Source organism: Pseudomonas sp. FW305-70 (assembly GCF_058783925.1).
In genome coordinates this window covers 66,398-81,864 of sequence record NZ_JBYSYZ010000014.1, presented here as the reverse complement: position 1 = coordinate 81,864, position 15,467 = coordinate 66,398, and the positions used below count along the sequence as shown (strand labels likewise).

The 15,467-nt window shown below is 59.3% G+C and carries 17 protein-coding genes and 1 tRNA gene; 11 read left to right on the top strand and 7 right to left on the bottom strand.

Annotation, left to right across the window (positions count from 1 at the left end; all coding sequences use genetic code 11):
- The first annotated feature begins 3 nt into the window (after nucleotides 1-3).
- Nucleotides 4-921 carry a DMT family transporter gene (locus AC3WN7_RS13480; RefSeq protein WP_102674443.1) on the top strand — a complete coding sequence of 306 codons (918 nt, stop codon included), beginning with the start codon at nucleotides 4-6 and terminating at the stop codon, nucleotides 919-921.
- A 115-nt stretch (nucleotides 922-1,036) separates the two neighbouring features.
- Nucleotides 1,037-1,975, top strand: a complete 939-nt coding sequence (locus AC3WN7_RS13475; protein WP_102674442.1) for a LysR family transcriptional regulator — start codon at nucleotides 1,037-1,039, stop codon at nucleotides 1,973-1,975.
- 3 nt (nucleotides 1,976-1,978) lie between these two features.
- Here AC3WN7_RS13475 and AC3WN7_RS13470 read toward each other — a convergent pair whose 3' ends face one another.
- Together AC3WN7_RS13470 and AC3WN7_RS13465 are read right to left on the bottom strand one after the other, a co-directional pair.
- Complete coding sequence (locus AC3WN7_RS13470) at nucleotides 1,979-2,344, bottom strand: 5-carboxymethyl-2-hydroxymuconate Delta-isomerase (protein ID WP_015093921.1); 366 nt, start codon at nucleotides 2,342-2,344, stop codon at nucleotides 1,979-1,981.
- Between the two features lie 51 nt (nucleotides 2,345-2,395).
- Complete coding sequence (locus tag AC3WN7_RS13465) at nucleotides 2,396-3,322, bottom strand: LysR substrate-binding domain-containing protein (RefSeq protein ID WP_102674441.1); 927 nt, start codon at nucleotides 3,320-3,322, stop codon at nucleotides 2,396-2,398.
- A 440-nt stretch (nucleotides 3,323-3,762) separates the two neighbouring features.
- Here AC3WN7_RS13465 and AC3WN7_RS13460 point away from each other — a divergent pair, with 440 nt between their 5' ends.
- The 7 genes from AC3WN7_RS13460 to lhpI all read left to right on the top strand — a co-directional run bounded on the left by AC3WN7_RS13460 (nucleotide 3,763) and on the right by lhpI (nucleotide 10,116).
- Nucleotides 3,763-4,638, top strand: a complete 876-nt coding sequence (locus AC3WN7_RS13460) for a MurR/RpiR family transcriptional regulator (protein ID WP_102674440.1) — start codon at nucleotides 3,763-3,765, stop codon at nucleotides 4,636-4,638.
- Between the two features lie 13 nt (nucleotides 4,639-4,651).
- Nucleotides 4,652-5,407, top strand: coding sequence for a transporter substrate-binding domain-containing protein (locus AC3WN7_RS13455; protein WP_095966294.1), 756 nt, complete (start codon nucleotides 4,652-4,654; stop codon nucleotides 5,405-5,407).
- A 110-nt stretch (nucleotides 5,408-5,517) separates the two neighbouring features.
- Nucleotides 5,518-6,237, top strand: a complete 720-nt coding sequence (locus AC3WN7_RS13450) for an ABC transporter permease (RefSeq protein WP_095966293.1) — start codon at nucleotides 5,518-5,520, stop codon at nucleotides 6,235-6,237.
- Nucleotides 6,234-6,944 carry an ABC transporter permease gene (locus tag AC3WN7_RS13445; RefSeq protein WP_095966292.1) on the top strand — a complete coding sequence of 237 codons (711 nt, stop codon included), beginning with the start codon at nucleotides 6,234-6,236 and terminating at the stop codon, nucleotides 6,942-6,944. Before AC3WN7_RS13450 ends, AC3WN7_RS13445 begins: the two co-directional genes overlap by 4 nt.
- A gap of 49 nt (nucleotides 6,945-6,993) precedes the next feature.
- Nucleotides 6,994-8,235 carry an NAD(P)/FAD-dependent oxidoreductase gene (locus AC3WN7_RS13440; protein WP_102674439.1) on the top strand — a complete coding sequence of 414 codons (1,242 nt, stop codon included), beginning with the start codon at nucleotides 6,994-6,996 and terminating at the stop codon, nucleotides 8,233-8,235.
- Between the two features lie 17 nt (nucleotides 8,236-8,252).
- Nucleotides 8,253-9,041, top strand: a complete 789-nt coding sequence (locus AC3WN7_RS13435) for an amino acid ABC transporter ATP-binding protein (protein ID WP_259334562.1) — start codon at nucleotides 8,253-8,255, stop codon at nucleotides 9,039-9,041.
- A gap of 127 nt (nucleotides 9,042-9,168) precedes the next feature.
- Nucleotides 9,169-10,116, top strand: a complete 948-nt coding sequence (gene lhpI / locus AC3WN7_RS13430; RefSeq protein WP_102674438.1) for a bifunctional Delta(1)-pyrroline-2-carboxylate/Delta(1)-piperideine-2-carboxylate reductase — start codon at nucleotides 9,169-9,171, stop codon at nucleotides 10,114-10,116.
- A gap of 246 nt (nucleotides 10,117-10,362) precedes the next feature.
- Here the strand turns inward: lhpI and AC3WN7_RS13425 are convergent.
- The 5 genes from AC3WN7_RS13425 to dapA all read right to left on the bottom strand — a co-directional run bounded on the left by AC3WN7_RS13425 (nucleotide 10,363) and on the right by dapA (nucleotide 14,052).
- A tRNA-Ser gene (locus AC3WN7_RS13425) sits at nucleotides 10,363-10,452 on the bottom strand.
- An 83-nt stretch (nucleotides 10,453-10,535) separates the two neighbouring features.
- Nucleotides 10,536-11,249, bottom strand: coding sequence for a phosphoribosylaminoimidazolesuccinocarboxamide synthase (gene purC, locus AC3WN7_RS13420; protein WP_007944067.1), 714 nt, complete (start codon nucleotides 11,247-11,249; stop codon nucleotides 10,536-10,538).
- 28 nt (nucleotides 11,250-11,277) lie between these two features.
- Complete coding sequence (locus AC3WN7_RS13415) at nucleotides 11,278-12,036, bottom strand: MBL fold metallo-hydrolase (RefSeq protein ID WP_102674437.1); 759 nt, start codon at nucleotides 12,034-12,036, stop codon at nucleotides 11,278-11,280.
- 4 nt (nucleotides 12,037-12,040) lie between these two features.
- Nucleotides 12,041-13,156: an NlpB/DapX family lipoprotein gene (gene bamC / locus AC3WN7_RS13410; protein WP_102674436.1), complete on the bottom strand. Its 1,116-nt coding sequence runs from the start codon at nucleotides 13,154-13,156 to the stop codon at nucleotides 12,041-12,043.
- A 17-nt stretch (nucleotides 13,157-13,173) separates the two neighbouring features.
- On the bottom strand, nucleotides 13,174-14,052 hold the full coding sequence (gene dapA / locus AC3WN7_RS13405) for a 4-hydroxy-tetrahydrodipicolinate synthase (RefSeq protein ID WP_007979774.1): 879 nt from the start codon (nucleotides 14,050-14,052) through the stop codon (nucleotides 13,174-13,176).
- A gap of 329 nt (nucleotides 14,053-14,381) precedes the next feature.
- On the opposite strand from dapA, the gene AC3WN7_RS13400 reads away from it, so the two are divergent.
- Nucleotides 14,382-14,942, top strand: coding sequence for a glycine cleavage system transcriptional repressor (locus AC3WN7_RS13400; RefSeq protein ID WP_007979776.1), 561 nt, complete (start codon nucleotides 14,382-14,384; stop codon nucleotides 14,940-14,942).
- An 11-nt stretch (nucleotides 14,943-14,953) separates the two neighbouring features.
- Entirely contained in the window at nucleotides 14,954-15,427 is a 474-nt protein-coding gene (locus tag AC3WN7_RS13395; protein ID WP_102674435.1) for a peroxiredoxin, read from the top strand.
- Nucleotides 15,428-15,467 lie beyond the last annotated feature (40 nt).

Below are 15,467 nucleotides of genomic sequence, written 5' to 3'. Positions count from 1 at the left end.
GCCATGAAAACCACCGGTTTCGCCGCCGCTCACGTCAGCATGCTGCTTTGGGCCTTGCTGATCGCTGCCTCGTTTTCCGCGGCGGCGCAAGTCAGCCAGGCCATCGACCCGATCCTGCTGACCGGTTTGCGCCTGTTGTTCTGCGCGGTGGTGTTTCTGCCGCTGTTGCTGCGTGAAGGCAACGCCGCCATGACCGCCCGCGGGCTGCTAGGTCATGGGGTGCTCGGCCTGCTGTTGGCGTTGTACTTCGGCTCACTGTTCGAAGCATTGCGCTACACCTCGGCCGTCAATACCGGAACGATGTTTACACTGGTACCGCTGATGACCCTGGCTTTCGAGGCCGTGCTCATACCTGACAGCCGCCTGAAACAACGGATTGTGCCGATGCTGCTCGCCGCTGCCGGGGCGGTGTTACTGATCATGAAAGGCACCGGCCCCGGTGAGTTGCCATCGCCGTATGCACTGACCGTGTACGGCATCGGTTGCCTGGCGATGGCGCTCTATGCCCCGCTCAGCCAACGCCTGAAAGCCAATAGCCTGAAGGGACGCGGGCCGGTGCCCATGACGTTCTGGAACATGCTGTTCGGCGCGCTGTTTCTGCTGGTGTTCTGCGGACTCAGTGGCGGTTGGCGCTCGGCATCATCACTGACGCTCAAGGACTTCTATTGGTTGATGTACCTGGCGGTGTTCGCCACCCTGGCGACGTTCTGGCTGCTGCATCGGGCCATCGGCGTGATCGCGCCATCCTCGGTGATTTCCTACATCTACCTGAGCACACTGTTCATCACCTTGTTTCATTGGTTCTGGGGACGCCAGATGCCGCTGCCGCTGGAGTTGGCCGGCGCGCTGCTGGTGGGCATCGGCATGTTCGCGCTGTTGATCTCCAGCCGCCGCGCCGTGTCGGCGATGGTCCAGCGTTGAAGGGCTCCAGGGCGAAACTTCCTGCAAGGCATTTTCCCTGTTCGCTCATTCCGCTAGGATCGTTCACTCACCCTGGCACACGGTCAGTGCAAGGGGATGCAGCGAGACGCAATGGATGCTGAACAGTAATTCGCTTAGAAAACTCGACATGCAGGACCTCACGGTGTTCGTCGCCGTGTACGAGCAGAACAGCGTCACCGGCGTATCCGAGATGCTTAGCGTCAGCCAGTCCACAGTGAGTTACTGCCTGAAAAAACTGCGCAACAGCTTCGAGGACGAACTGTTCATCAATACCCGTACCGGCGGCATGCAACCCACCGACAAGGCCAGCGCGATGTACCCGCACGCGCTGAAAATCCTGGAAAGCATCAACTTGTGTCACGCCGGCTCACCCGCGTTCGACCCAGGCCTGCAAGCCGTGACGTTCAACCTCTGCGCACCGGAGTATTTCGAGCAGTTGATCCTGCCGCGCCTGTTGAAAACCTTCGCCCTCGCCGATCTCCCGGTGACGGTCAATGTGCTCAAACTCGAAGCCGACATCCCGGCCGAAGCGTTGCGCGAAGGCAATCTCGACCTGGTGATGTGTTTCGGCCCGAACTTTCATCGCAGCCACGTCGATTTCAAATCCCGGACGCTGCTCGATGATGATCTGGTCTGCGTGTTCGACAAACGCGCCACCCCGGCGGAACCGCGTTTGAGCCTGCAAACCTATGTTGAACGTCGACACGTGTTCCCGACACCCTGGACGTCCGCCACCAACATGGTTGACGGCTGGCTCGCGCAGCAGGCCAAACAGCGCCAGATCGTCGCGCGCGCCAACAGTTACAGTGCAGCGCTGAAGCTGATTACCGGCACCGACTATGCCCTGACCCTGCCCCGGCGCATCCAGCGGCTGCTGGCCAGTACCGACACCTTCAATCACTGTGAAGCGCCCGAGGGTTTGCCGGGTTTCACCCTCGACATGCAGTGGAGCCAGCGTGTCGATCAGGACAGCGCCAACACCTGGCTGCGAGCGCAAGTGATCCAGGCCTGCACCGTGCAGGAAACGGCCTGATACTCAGTGGCTGATGGCGGTCTTGCTGTAGGAGTCGCGATCGATGTCGAGAATTTCCACGCACAGCTGGACTTCAACGCCGCTCGGCCACTCACACAGGTCCTGAACCACCGCCAGCAGGCTTTCGGAAAGTTGTTTCTTGATCTGTGCGGAACGACCACTCAACAGTGCGAGTTTCACATGCACGAATGCCCGCTCAGACAGAGCAGTACCGACCTTGAACGTTTCGACCCTGACCGCGCGGCTCTTGATGTCGAATTCGGCAGCAAACTGACCGGAACCCACCAGCGTATTGTTCAACCGCATCAACGCCACATCGGCATTCAGGTCAGACAGGTTGGCGGTGTATTCCATGTGCAGGTGAGGCATGAGTTGGCTCCTGGAAGGGGATGGAAAGGTCGTACGTATAACACGCCCTGTTCATTCGGGCAGCGGCAAAACGGCACGCTCACTCATGAACGCCTCCAGGCGCGAACGCAACCAGCGCTCGGCAGGGTCGGTATCGACATGACTGAGCCAGACCATGGACAAATCCAGGGTCGGTGTCTTGAACGGAAAGGGCTCCTTGAACAGCATTCCGGAAGCCGCCATCGCCTCGGCGGTGTAGTCCGGCAGGCTGGCGATCAGGTCCGTCCCGGCGAGCAGTGCCGGCAACGAACTGTATTGCGGTACCGAGAGCACCACCTGGCGCGTGCGGCCGATTTCCGCCAGCCACTCGTCGGCGTAGCCACTGACGTTGGCGGTATGGGACACCAGCACGTGCGGTCGTGCGCAATATTCGTCGAGCGTCAGCGGAGTATCGGAGGCATCGGCGCGCAAAATGCTGGGCTGGATATGCCGCAGCAACTTGCGCTTGGCATTGGCCGGCAAGCCACGGGTCTGGCTGATACCCACCGTGATATCGCCGGACGCCAGCAAGTCGGGAATCCGCCAGTAATCGACATGCTGCACCACAAACACCACCTTTGGCGCTTCCTGGCGCAGCGTTCGCAGCAACGGCGGCAACAGGCCGAACTCGACATCGTCGGACAACCCGATGCGGAACGTCATCGTGCTGCTGGCCGGGTCAAAATCATGGGTCAGGCTCAAGGCCACAGACAAGGAATCCAGCGCCGGCGACAAGTGCCTGATGATCTCCTCTGCCCGTGCTGTCGGCTCCATGCGATGGCCAACACGGATGAACAGCGGATCATTGAACATCGCACGCAAGCGGTTGAGTGCAGAACTGATGGTCGGCTGACCGAGAAACAGTTTCTCCGCCACCCGAGTGACATTGCGCTCCAGCATCAGCGTTTCGAATACCACCATCAGGTTGATATCCGCCTTGCGAAGTTCGTTGCGATTCATCCAGTGTCCCCGTTCCCCAAATCTGCTGACAGTTTAGGTAGCCGGGGCAACTGCCGTCTATCCAACTCAAGTTCAACAGCCTGATGGGGTTCACGCTTGATGGATTGAGCAGGAATGCGGACCGTTGCCAGCTCGAAAGAAAGCGGCCTCGAACGAGCAGCTTTACCGCTGCATTTCAGCTCCCCCCAGGCGTCCTGCCAACGATGTATTAGAAAATGACTGATGTCGCGCTAGATGACCAAGAAGATGGCACACATGGGATATTTGGCTTCTTCACTATACAAGGTCGTGCTTGGAGCATCCTGAAGCTCCAACCGAGTTATCGATGCTGTGTACCAGAGTGACGACCATCGGTCGTGACAGCTAACTGTCACGTATTGACTTAATGACAGAAAACACTCATTTTCTTTCTAAGCGCTGAAAAACAACAGGAAGCAGCCTTGAGCCAGCCCATCAAACAACGCCTTGAAAGCAGTCTTTCAACCGCCTCCGCCTCTGGCAGGGTGATTGCTAACTATATGCTGGCCAACCTCTATGAACTGCCGTTTCAGACCGCCGCTGATATCGCCGCGAAATTGAACGTCAGTGAATCCAGTGTGGGGCGCTTCTGTCGCTCACTCGGATACAGCCACTTCAAAGACCTGAAAAACGACCTCAAGGTCGACCTGGGCGATGGCCCATGGCTGGTGGGCGATCGCTTGCAGGAATTTCGCCATCAAGCCAGCCAGGGCCCGCAAGGCCTGCCGCGCAGCTTCGAGTTGGAAGTCGCGGCCCTGGTCAAGGTTTACGAATATAGCCTCACCCCGACCTGGCACAGCGTCAGCCAGCGCCTGGCCACTCGGCGCAAGGTATTCGTCGCCGGGTTCCAGACCGAGCGTGGCATCGCGGCGTCCATGGTGCATCTGTTGCAGTACCTGCGCGATGACGTGCACTGGGTCGATGGCGCCGCCGGGCATTATGCCGACGTGTTACTCAGTGCCCCCGATGACAGTGCACTGGTGGTATTCGAAGCCCGTCGCTATTCCCGCCACGCCCTGACCCTGTGCCGCAAGGCCCGCGATGCCGGAATCCCTGTGACGCTGATCACCGACACCTTTTGCGACTGGGCCGAACAGAACGCCGATGAAGTGTTCCGCGTGCCCACCGAGTTCAACCTGTTCTGGGAATCGACAGCGGCGATGCTGTCGCTGGTCCACCTCCTGGTCAACGACGTCTGCAAACAGCTGGGTCCCGAGGTCGAAAAGCGTCTTGAAGCCATCGCGGCCTTACACAACGAGTTCGTTGGATACACATCGTCACCAAACTCAAAACAATAAAACGAGGTGCTGGATGAAACACGTCATTCGCTTTGCCGGTGTATGCGCAATGGTCCTGGCCGGGGCCAGCAGCGCGCAGGCTGAAGTACTGAAGATTGCTACCGAAGGTGCTTACCCTCCGTTCAACTACGTTGACTCGGACAACAAGCTGCACGGTTTCGATGTGGATATTGCCAACGCGCTGTGCGAGCGAATGAAAGTCCAATGCAAGATCGTCGCCCAGGATTGGGAAGGGATCATTCCGGCACTAATGGCGAAGAAATACGATGCGGTCGTGGCATCGATGATCGCTACCGATGAACGCAAGCAAAAAATCGATTTCACCAACCACTACTACCGCACTCCCCTGTCCGTGGCCGTGGCCAAGGACTCGAAGATCACTGACGCTCAAACCAACTTCAAAGGCCTGTCAGTGGGTGCCCAGTCTTCCTCGACCCAGGCCATTTATGCCGAAGAGCATTACGGCCCGGCCGGTGCCGACGTGAAGTTCTATCCGACCTTGGACGAAGCCAACAGTGACCTGGCCGCAGGCCGGATCGATGGCGTGATCGCCGACAAGTTCCCGCTGCTGGCCTGGGCCGAAGCCGCCGGCAAGGACTGTTGCAAAATCATTGGTGACGTCAACGGCACCACCGCCGATGCCTCCATCGCCATCCGCAAGGGCGACGATGCCCTGCGCGAACGCTTTAACACGGCGCTGGCTGAAATCGTTGCCGACGGCACCTACAAAAAGATCTCCAGCCGCTACTTCGCCTTCGATATCTATTGATCGCCAGGCCTTCAGCCGAGACTGAAGGCCTTCTTTCCATGCACGCTGCCCTGCACCCTCTCCGAGTGCGGCGCCAGCGTGCGGGCTTAACTTTGCGAGAGGGTTCGAGCATGTTCGAACATCTGTCACTTTTATCCTTCGCCAGCGGTGGCTGGGGTTCGGCACTGCTGGCTGGCGCGCTGGTGACCATCGCCCTCGCCCTTAGCTGCTTACCCATCGGTTTGCCACTGGGCTTGGGCGTGGCGTTGGCGGCCCGCTCCCGGCAGCGCTGGTCGCGGGCCATGGCCACTCTGTTTTCCACCGTGTTTCGTGGACTGCCCGAATTGCTGACCCTGTTGATCATCTACTACGGCTGCCAGATCGCTGCGCAGAAACTGTTGGCCGCCATGGGCTACGAGGCCGAAGTCACGATCAATACCTTCGCCGCCGCAATGATTGCTTTCAGCCTGGTATTCGCCGCGTTCTCCAGCGAAATTTGGCTGGGCGCCTTCAAAACCGTGCCCAAGGGTCAGTTCGAAGCGGCAGCGGCCCTTGGCCTGTCCCGACGCACAACCTTTACCAAAGTGATACTGCCGCAATTGACACGCATTGCTTTGCCGGGCCTGTCGAACAACTGGTTGTCGCTGCTCAAGGACACCTCCTTGGTATCGACCATTTCCTTGGTCGACCTGATGCGCCAGACCAACCTGGCCGTCAGTGTCACCAAAGAGCCCATGTTCTTCTATGCCGTGGCCTGCTTTGGCTACCTGTTTTTCTCGGCCCTTTCCGGTCGGTTGTTCCAGCTCCTGGAGCAGCATTTCAGCCGCCATCAACGGAGCGCCCACCCATGAGCTTCGATGAATTGCAGAATCTGTTCCTCAGCCCTGACTTGTTGGAGCGTTACGGTCCCCGCTTCATCGAAGGCCTGTTGGTGACTGCCAAGCTGGTGACCATTTCCTTCACCCTTGGCGCCCTGCTCGGTCTGCTGATCGCCTTGGGCCGGTTGTCGAGTAACCGCTTTATCAGCCGTTTTACCGGCGTCTACGTGTATTTCTTCCGCGGTTCGCCGCTACTGGCACAGCTGTTCATGCTCTATTACGGCCTGGGTTCGTTCAAAGGCTTCTGGCAGGACGTGGGTTTGTGGTGGTTCTTCCGTGACGCCTGGTTCTGCACACTGCTGGCCTTCACCCTGAACACCGCGGCCTATCAGGCCGAGATTTTGCGCGGCAGCATCCTGGCCGTGACCCAAGGCCAGCGCGAGGCCTCGAAAGCCCTCAGCCTGTCGCGCTGGACCACCTTTCGCAAAGTCATCCTGCCGCAATCTCTGCTGGTCGCCATTGGCCCGCTGGGAAATGAACTGATCCTGATGATCAAGGCCAGCGCCATTGCCTCGCTGGTGACCATCTACGACTTGATGGGGGTGACCAAGCTGGCCTTCTCGCGCAGTTTCGACTTCCAGATCTACCTCTGGGCCGCCGTGCTCTATCTGCTGATTGTGGAAGTCGTGCGGCGCAGCCTGAAAGCGCTCGAGGGCCGCCTCGGCCGTCACTTGCAGTAAACCAAATTCTCTCGGGCTGCCGTGCGCGCCCCTGCATCAGGGATACACCATGCATTGCGAAACCATCGTTCTGGGCGCAGGGATTGTCGGCGTCAGTACCGCACTCCAGTTACAGGCCCGTGGCCGTAAGGTCGTGCTCATCGACCGCCAGCAACCGGGTAACGGCACCAGCCACGGCAATGCCGGGCTGATCGAGCGCGCTAGCGTAATTCCCTACGCATTCCCGCGCCAGTTGTCGAGCCTGATGCGCTACGCCCTCAACCAGCAGTCGGACGTGCGCTACAGCCTGAAGTACCTACCCAAGGCCAGTCCATGGCTGCTGCAGTACTGGCGGCACTCCGGGACCAAGGGCTTGGCCGCCGCAACCCGGGCCATGTTGCCGTTGGTGGAGCACTGCGTCAGCGAACACGATCTACTCTCTGCACCGGCCGGCGTGGATCACTTGATCCAGGCCAGTGGCTGGGTCGAGGCCTACAATTCTCCATCGGCGTTTGCCAAGGCCCAACGCGACGCTGCTGCGCTCATGGACTATGGCCTGAATTACAAAGTGCTCGACCCCGATCTGATGCATGCCCGTCAACCGGGCTTGCACAGCAGCGTGGTAGGCGGCATTCACTGGCTGGACCCCAAGACCGTTAGCGACCCCGGCGGCCTGACACGCGGATATGCCAAACTGTTCGTCAAACGCGGCGGCGTGTTCGTCCTTGGTGACGCCCTATCCTTGAGCCAGCGCGTGGGCAAATGGGAAGTGCAGAGCGAACAGGGCCTGGTGATTGCGGATGAAGCTGTGGTCGCCCTCGGCCCTCAAGCCCGGAGCATTTTCGAGCCACTAGGGTATGACATTCCTCTGGCGATCAAGCGCGGTTATCACATGCACTATGCCGCCCTGCCTGGCACGCGCTTACAACAACCGCTGCTTGACCCGGTGGGAGGTTATGTCCTGGCACAGATGGTCGGCGGCATTCGCCTGACCACCGGGATCGAGTTCGCCGACAGCCAGGACCCGGTCAACGAAATCCAGCTACGTCGCTGCGAAGAGCTGGCGCGCGCCTTCTACCCGCTGGGCGAACGCCTGGATGCCGAGCCTTGGCTGGGACGCCGTCCATGCTTACCGGACATGTGCCCGGTGATCGGTCCGGCGCCACGACACAAAGGTTTGTGGTTCAACTTCGGGCACGCCCACCACGGCCTGACCCTTGGACCTGTCAGCGGTCGGCTACTGGCCGAGATGATGACCGGTGCGATGACCTTTACCAACCCTGCCCCGTACAGCGCCGAGCGCTTTCACTGAATGCCGGAGTCAAGACCATGCATGCTCTCTCTGCCCTTGTAGACACTCCGTTCGCCGCAAGCCCGGACACCCGTAAGGTGGTGGTTGATATCGCCGGCCTGAACAAGTTCTATGGCGCCTTCCATGTGCTGAAAAACATCGATTTGAAAGTGCGCGAAGGCGAGCGCATCGTGCTCTGCGGGCCTTCCGGCTCCGGAAAATCGACGCTTATCCGCTGCATCAACCGCCTGGAAATCGCCGAAAAAGGCCGCATCCTGGTCAACGACACCGACTTGGCCCAGACCAACCGCGAGGCCGCCAAGGTCCGCAGTGAAATAGGCATGGTGTTCCAGCATTTCAATCTGTTCCCGCACATGAGTGTGCTCGATAACTGCACCCTGGCCCCGATTTCGGTGCGTGGCCTGAGCCGCAAGAAGGCCGAGGAGCTGGCCCAGCACTTCCTGCAAAAAGTCGGTATCGCCAGCCAGGCCGGCAAGTACCCAAGCCAGCTCTCGGGAGGCCAGCAACAGCGCGTGGCCATCGCCCGGGCTTTGTGCATGGAACCCAAAATCATGTTGTTCGACGAGCCCACCTCGGCGCTCGACCCGGAGATGGTAAGCGAAGTGTTGGATGTGATGGTTAACCTGGCCGGCAGCGGTATGACCATGCTCTGCGTGACCCACGAAATGGGCTTTGCCCGGCAAGTGGCCGAGCGCGTGCTGTTTCTCGACGGCGGCCAGATCATTGAGGACGCACCGCCTCAGGACTTCTTCAGCGCCCCGAACAGCGCGCGGGCCAAGGCCTTTCTTTCGCAAATTTTACATTGAGGCCACATACGAACACGGCTTGTCTGCGATGGCTGCGCCAGGCGTAGGCCGTTAATCAACGCACTTGCGCGCACAGCTGTTTCTTTCCGACATCTGCTACTACTGATCTCAGCAAAAGGAATATTCAATGACTAATATGCTGGCGAATAATGCCGCCCCGAAAAACCTTGCAGTTACCGTCTGTGATCAAGCGCAGACAGCGGCACTGCTGGATTTCAAAAAACTCGTTGACGCTATTGCCCAAGCCGCAACCGAACTGGAAGCTGGTTCAATTCTGAGCCCTGAGCGCTTGGTTGTACCCCTGGGTGACGGCGGTGTTTTGCTGAGCATGCCCGCCACCGCTCAGGACATCGGCATCCACAAACTAGTAAACGTCCAGCCGGGGAATGTGCAGCGTCAGCTGCCCACGATCAACGGCACGGTAACCGTATGTGATGCCGTAACCGGACAAATAAAGTGCTTGCTCGACGGCCCAGAGGTCACCGGGCGTCGTACTGCGGCAGTAACCCTCCTGGCGATTCGGACACTGTTGAAGCGTGAGCCGAAACAGATCTTACTGTTCGGAACCGGCGCACAAGCACGTTATCACGTACAAGCTATCAATGCCCTTTACCCACTATGCAAGCTGTGGGTAAAGGGCATTGACGCGCAGACGACGGCAGACTTTTGCAACAAAAATCGAGACCTGCACGAGCATTTGCAACCGTACGGCGACAGCATTCCCGACGTGGATGTGGTAATCACCGTAACCACCAGCACAGAGCCGGTCTACAACGAGCTAGCCAAACCTGGTCGATTGATTATCGGTGTAGGTGCTTTCAAACCGGAGATGGCAGAGCTCGGCAAAGTCACTCTGGACGGTAGCGTTCTCTATGCTGACGATACTGCCGGAGCGCAGCACGAAGCAGGCGACCTGTTGCGGGCAGGAGTGGATTGGTCTCAAGTCAGATCGCTGGCCGCAGCCATTCGCGGCCCAATCGATTTGTCACGCCCCGTTGTGTTTAAAAGCGTTGGTACCGCGGCTTGGGACCTGGCCGCTTCGCGGGTCGCGCTCCACGCCCTTGCCAGCCAATAAACCAATTTCGCAAGCTTGAATTATAAATTGCACTCAGCCATCGCTAGCGTTGACTATCTTCGCTAGCGATGGCCCAGAAGCGATTCCAAGAGTATGGCGGGCATCGTCTCGAAAATGCCGGGGTTTAGAACGGGCTAGAGCGGAATACAGGGCATGTTTTATGCCTTGGAAATGCCCTAAACAATATGACAGAAACGAAAAAGCCCCTGTAATCAACGATTACAGGGGCTTAGTCGTATTCAATAATGGCGGAGAGATAGGGATTCGAACCCTAGGTACCGGTGAAGGTACAACGGATTTCGAATCCGTCCCATTCGGCCACTCTGGCATCTCTCCAACGGCGCGCATCATAACAACACTTTCGCCGGAAGCGAACCCCCCAAGCGAAATATTTCTGTGCTTTCAGATGCTTGCGTCGGTTAAAGCGGTACGCCCAGACGGTTGGCGACTTCTTCGTAGGCTTCGATGACGTCACCGAGGCCCTGACGGAAGCGGTCCTTGTCCATTTTCTTGCCGGTAGCCTTGTCCCACAGACGGCAGCCGTCCGGGCTGAACTCGTCGCCCAGCACGATGGAACCATCGTGGAACACGCCGAATTCCAGCTTGAAGTCGACCAGCAGCAGGCCGGCGTCGTCGAACAGTTTGCTCAGGACTTCGTTGACCTTGAGCGACAGTTCTTTCATGCGAACCAGTTGCTCGGCGGTGCCCCAACCGAAAGCCACGACGTGGGATTCGTTGATGAACGGGTCGCCCTTGGCGTCGTCCTTCAGGAACAGTTCGAAGGTGTAAGGGTTGAGCTTCATGCCCTCTTCGACACCCAGGCGCTTGACCAGGCTGCCAGCGGCGTAGTTACGCACGACGCACTCGACCGGGATCATGTCGAGCTTCTTCACCAGGCATTCGTTGTCGCCCAGCAGTTTGTCGAACTGGGTCGGCACGCCGGCCGCTTCGAGCTTCTGCATGATGAAGGCGTTGAACTTGTTGTTCACCATGCCCTTGCGGTCGAGCTGTTCGATACGCTTGCCGTCGAACGCCGAAGTGTCGTTGCGAAACAGCAGGATCAAACGGTTAGCGTCGTCGGTCTTGTAAACCGACTTGGCTTTGCCGCGGTAGAGTTCTTCACGTTTTTCCATGATGGGCTCCGCTTGCTAAGTAGATGGGCTAGGCGATGTGACGCCAGTCGAGCCCTGAATCTTGATCGGCCAGTTGCAGCCAGTCCGGGTCGCACCCAAGGGTGTCGACAAAACATTGCCGGGCCAGCTGCGGCAGGTTGTTCTTGCTGCTCAGATGGGCCAGGACCAGATGTTGCAGGTCCTTCCAGCCCAGCTCGGCCACCAGGAATGCCGCCTGGTGGTTGTTCAAATGTCCCAGTTCACCGCCCACCCGCTGCTTGAGAAAGTACGGGTAATGACCGCGAGCCAGCATGTCCCTGCAATGGTTGGACTCGATCATCAATGCATCGAGGTCCCGGTAACCGTCCAGTACCTTGTCGCAATAGGAGCCCAGGTCGGTCAACAGGCCAAAACGCCGTGAACCATCACTGAAGACATACTGCGTCGGTTCCTGTGCATCGTGGGCCACGGCAATGACACCGATGCTCAAGTCGCCGATCTGCAACTGCTCGCCGCCGGCCAGAAAGCCTGCGGGTTCAATCGGTTTGCGCATCCCGCGCAAGGTCCCGCGACTGAGGTAGACAGGCAGATTGTAGCGCCGAGACAGCAAACCCACGCCATGCACGTGGTCGGCATGTTCGTGGGTCACAAGTATCGCGCTCAGCTGCGCAGGGTTCACACCCAGTCGCAGCAGGCGTTTTTCGGTTTCCCGCAGGGAAAAACCACAATCCACCAGCACGTACGTATCAGCGCTGGCTATCAGCGTGCCGTTCCCTTGACTGCCGCTGCCGAGAACGGCAAAACGCATAGGATCAGCCCAGGTTGTCTTGAATCTTGCTCAACACTTTACGCGCCACATCTGCCGGCGCCACGGTGTTGATGTTCTTCTCGACGGTGACCTGGACGTTCTCGCCAACCTTGCTCAGGCGAACCTGATAACGCTCGGCACGGGCTTCAAGCTCTTCCTTGCTCGGCGCACTGCCGAACAGGCCGCTGAGGAAGCCTGGCTTGTCGTCTTTGCTCTCGGCTTTTTCGGCCAGGTTGATGTAGTACAGGCCCAGGCTGCGGTTGATGTCTTCAACGCGCCACTCACCTTGTTCCAGCGCACGACCTACGCTCGACCAGGCACGGTCAAGGTCGGTACCGACGTTCAGCACAGGGTTGCCGCTGCCGTCTTCAGTCAGGCTGACACGGCTGGGCGCGTCGAAATCACGCGAAGCCAGCATGGAGACCGAACCGCCCTTCTCCGAGATACGGCTCATGCTCGCGAGCATGTCGTCGACCAGTGCCGCGTCCAGGCCAGTGTTGACCGAACGGTTGGTGAACTCGACATCGGCGGTGCTGCCGGCAGGACGCTCGGCGCTGACCACGTAGACTTCACTGGTGTTGCGCTGCACGCCCGGCTCGATGCGCACCCGCACACGGGTTTCGCTGTCGGTGCTGACGCCGGCCGCGCCCAGGCGCTTGGCCATGGCCGCAGACAGCTCATCGGAATGCTGCCAGGTCGTGGTGAATTCGCCGGTTTGCGGGCGCTGCTCATCCAGACGGAAACCGTTGTCCTGGAAGAACTGAACGGCCACAGGCCAGATTTCGGCCGGCGGGTTCTGCGCCAGGATGGAGCTGGTGCCGCCGCTCTTCTGCAGCGAATAGGGACTGGCGTCGGCAGCCGCCGTCAGCGGCTGGGGACGTGGAACGATGTATTCGCCCGTGGCGGTGTCATCGGCCACGTTGCGCGGGATCGGCAACAGCGGATCCAGACGCTTGGCGGTATGGATATCCGGCGGAATTTGCATCGGTGCAGTCTGTTGCGCTTCCAGGTAATCGCTACCACGGTCACGGAAATAACCTTCCGGGCCCCAGATCCATCCGCAGCCACTGGTGCTGGAGATAATCAAGGCAAGTGCGGAAAGTCCGGCCATTCGCTTCATGCGTTGTACTTCCTCAATTAAACCAGGACGCTGCACTGGCGCAGGGCCGTGCGGAGCGTTTCGTGACAAGGTGCGCTCAGCCAGGTCAGCGGCAGGCGAATGCCTTCGTGCATCAGGCCCATTTCGACCAAAGCCCACTTCACCGGAATCGGGTTGGCTTCGATGAACAGGTCCTTGTGCAGCGGCATCAGTTTTTCGTTGATTGCCCGTGCAGTCTCGGCATCCCCCTTGAGGGCGGCCTCGCACAGATCGGCCATTTCACGCGGCGCGACGTTGGCGGTGACGGAGATGTTGCCCTTGCCACCCATCAGGATCAGCTCGACCGCGGTCGGATCATCGCCGGACAGCACGATGAAGTCCTTGCTGACGCCATCGAGGATGGCCTTGGCGCGCTTGAGGTCGCCGGTCGCTTCCTTGATACCGATGATGTTCGGCACGGTGGACAGGCGGATCACGGTCTCGGCCTGCATGTCGCAGGAGGTGCGGCCAGGCACGTTATAGAGAATCTGCGGGATGTCGACCGCTTCGGCGATGTGCTTGAAGTGCAGATACAGGCCTTCCTGGGTCGGCTTGTTGTAGTACGGCACGACCAGCAGGCAGGCATCGGCGCCGGCTTCCTTGGCATTGCGGGTCAACTCGACGGCTTCGCGGGTCGAATTGGCGCCGGTACCGGCAATCACCGGAATGCGGCCATTGACCTGCTTGACTACCGCCTTGATGACGGCGATGTGTTCATCGACATCAAGGGTGGCCGATTCGCCGGTGGTACCGACGGCAACAATGGCATGGGTGCCGTTTTCAAGGTGGAAGTCCACGAGTTTGCTGAGGCTGTCCCAGTCAAGACGCCCCTGTGCATCCATGGGAGTGACCAGTGCCACCATACTGCCCGCAATCATGAAACCGCTCCTGCCGGAAAAAGAGAGCCGTAATGGTACTGGCGCCAAGTTGCTTGCACAAGCGAAGTACTGTGCTGCCGCCATTCCCCTTGGCGCCGGTTTTCGCTACCCTTCAGACTTTGATCGTTACAGACAAGCTCGTCCGTCGGGTTTCAGCCTCCATTTTCGGCATCACAAGTCCTGATCCAGCGTTGCCACGTCTCGCTCCCGCCCCGGCGGAGCCTGTTCGCAATCTGTCACTCGGGACTTTCTGAGTTCGCATCCGCAGGCTCGCTCCCGACCAATCAGCCCTTAGACGTACCGACCGCTCATCGCTTTAGGAATGCTGCATGTCCACCCCCACAGTTCGCGAACAATTCCTTGTTATCAGTGCCCTCGGCGCCAACCCCATGGAGCTGACCAACGTCCTGTGCCGCGCCAGCCATGAAAACCGCTGCGCCGTTGTCACCTCTCGCCTGACCCGTCATGGCGAATGCAGCGCCCTGGTGCTGGAAATCTCCGGTAGCTGGGATGCCCTGGCGCGCCTGGAAGGCAGCCTGCCAGTGCTGGCCAAGCGGCATGCGTTCACGGTCAACGTGGTGCGCAGCGCCGCCCTGGAAAACCGCCCCCAGGCCCTGCCGTACGTCGCTTATGTCAGCTCGGCCTACCGCTCGGACATCATCAACGAGCTGTGCCAGTTCTTCATGGACCACAATGTCGAGCTGGAAAACCTGACCTGCGACACCTATCAGGCCCCGCAGACCGGAGGCACCATGCTCAATGCCACGTTCACCGTGACCTTGCCGGCCGGCGTGCAGATCAGCTGGCTGCGCGATCAGTTCCTGGATTTCGCCGACGCACTGAACCTGGACGCCCTGATCGAACCCTGGCGCCCACAGAACCCAATGTAAGGAAGCTTTCCATGGCCGTTGCCATCGACCAACCGGTTGCCGATTTCGAAGCCTCCGCCACCAGCGGGCAGACCGTCAGCCTCGCAGGCCTGAAGGGCAAGCAGGTGGTGATCTACTTCTATCCGAAGGACAGCACGCCGGGCTGCACCACCGAGGGCCAGGGCTTTCGTGATCAGTATGCTGCGTTCAAGGCCGCCAATACTGAAGTGTTCGGTGTGTCTCGCGACAGCCTGAAATCCCACGAGAACTTCAAGTGCAAACAGGAATTCCCCTTTGAGCTGATCAGCGACAAGGACGAAGCCATCTGCCAGCTGTTCGACGTGATCAAGCTGAAAAAGCTGTATGGCAAGGAATACATGGGCGTGGATCGCAGCACGTTCCTGATCGACAAGAATGGTCTGCTGCGCCAGGAGTGGCGTGGCGTGAAGGTACCGGGGCATGTGGATGCGGTTCTGGCGGCGGCTCAGGCCCTCGACAAAGCCTGATTCATATAGCGCCTATCCGGACGCCTTCGCGGGCAAGCCC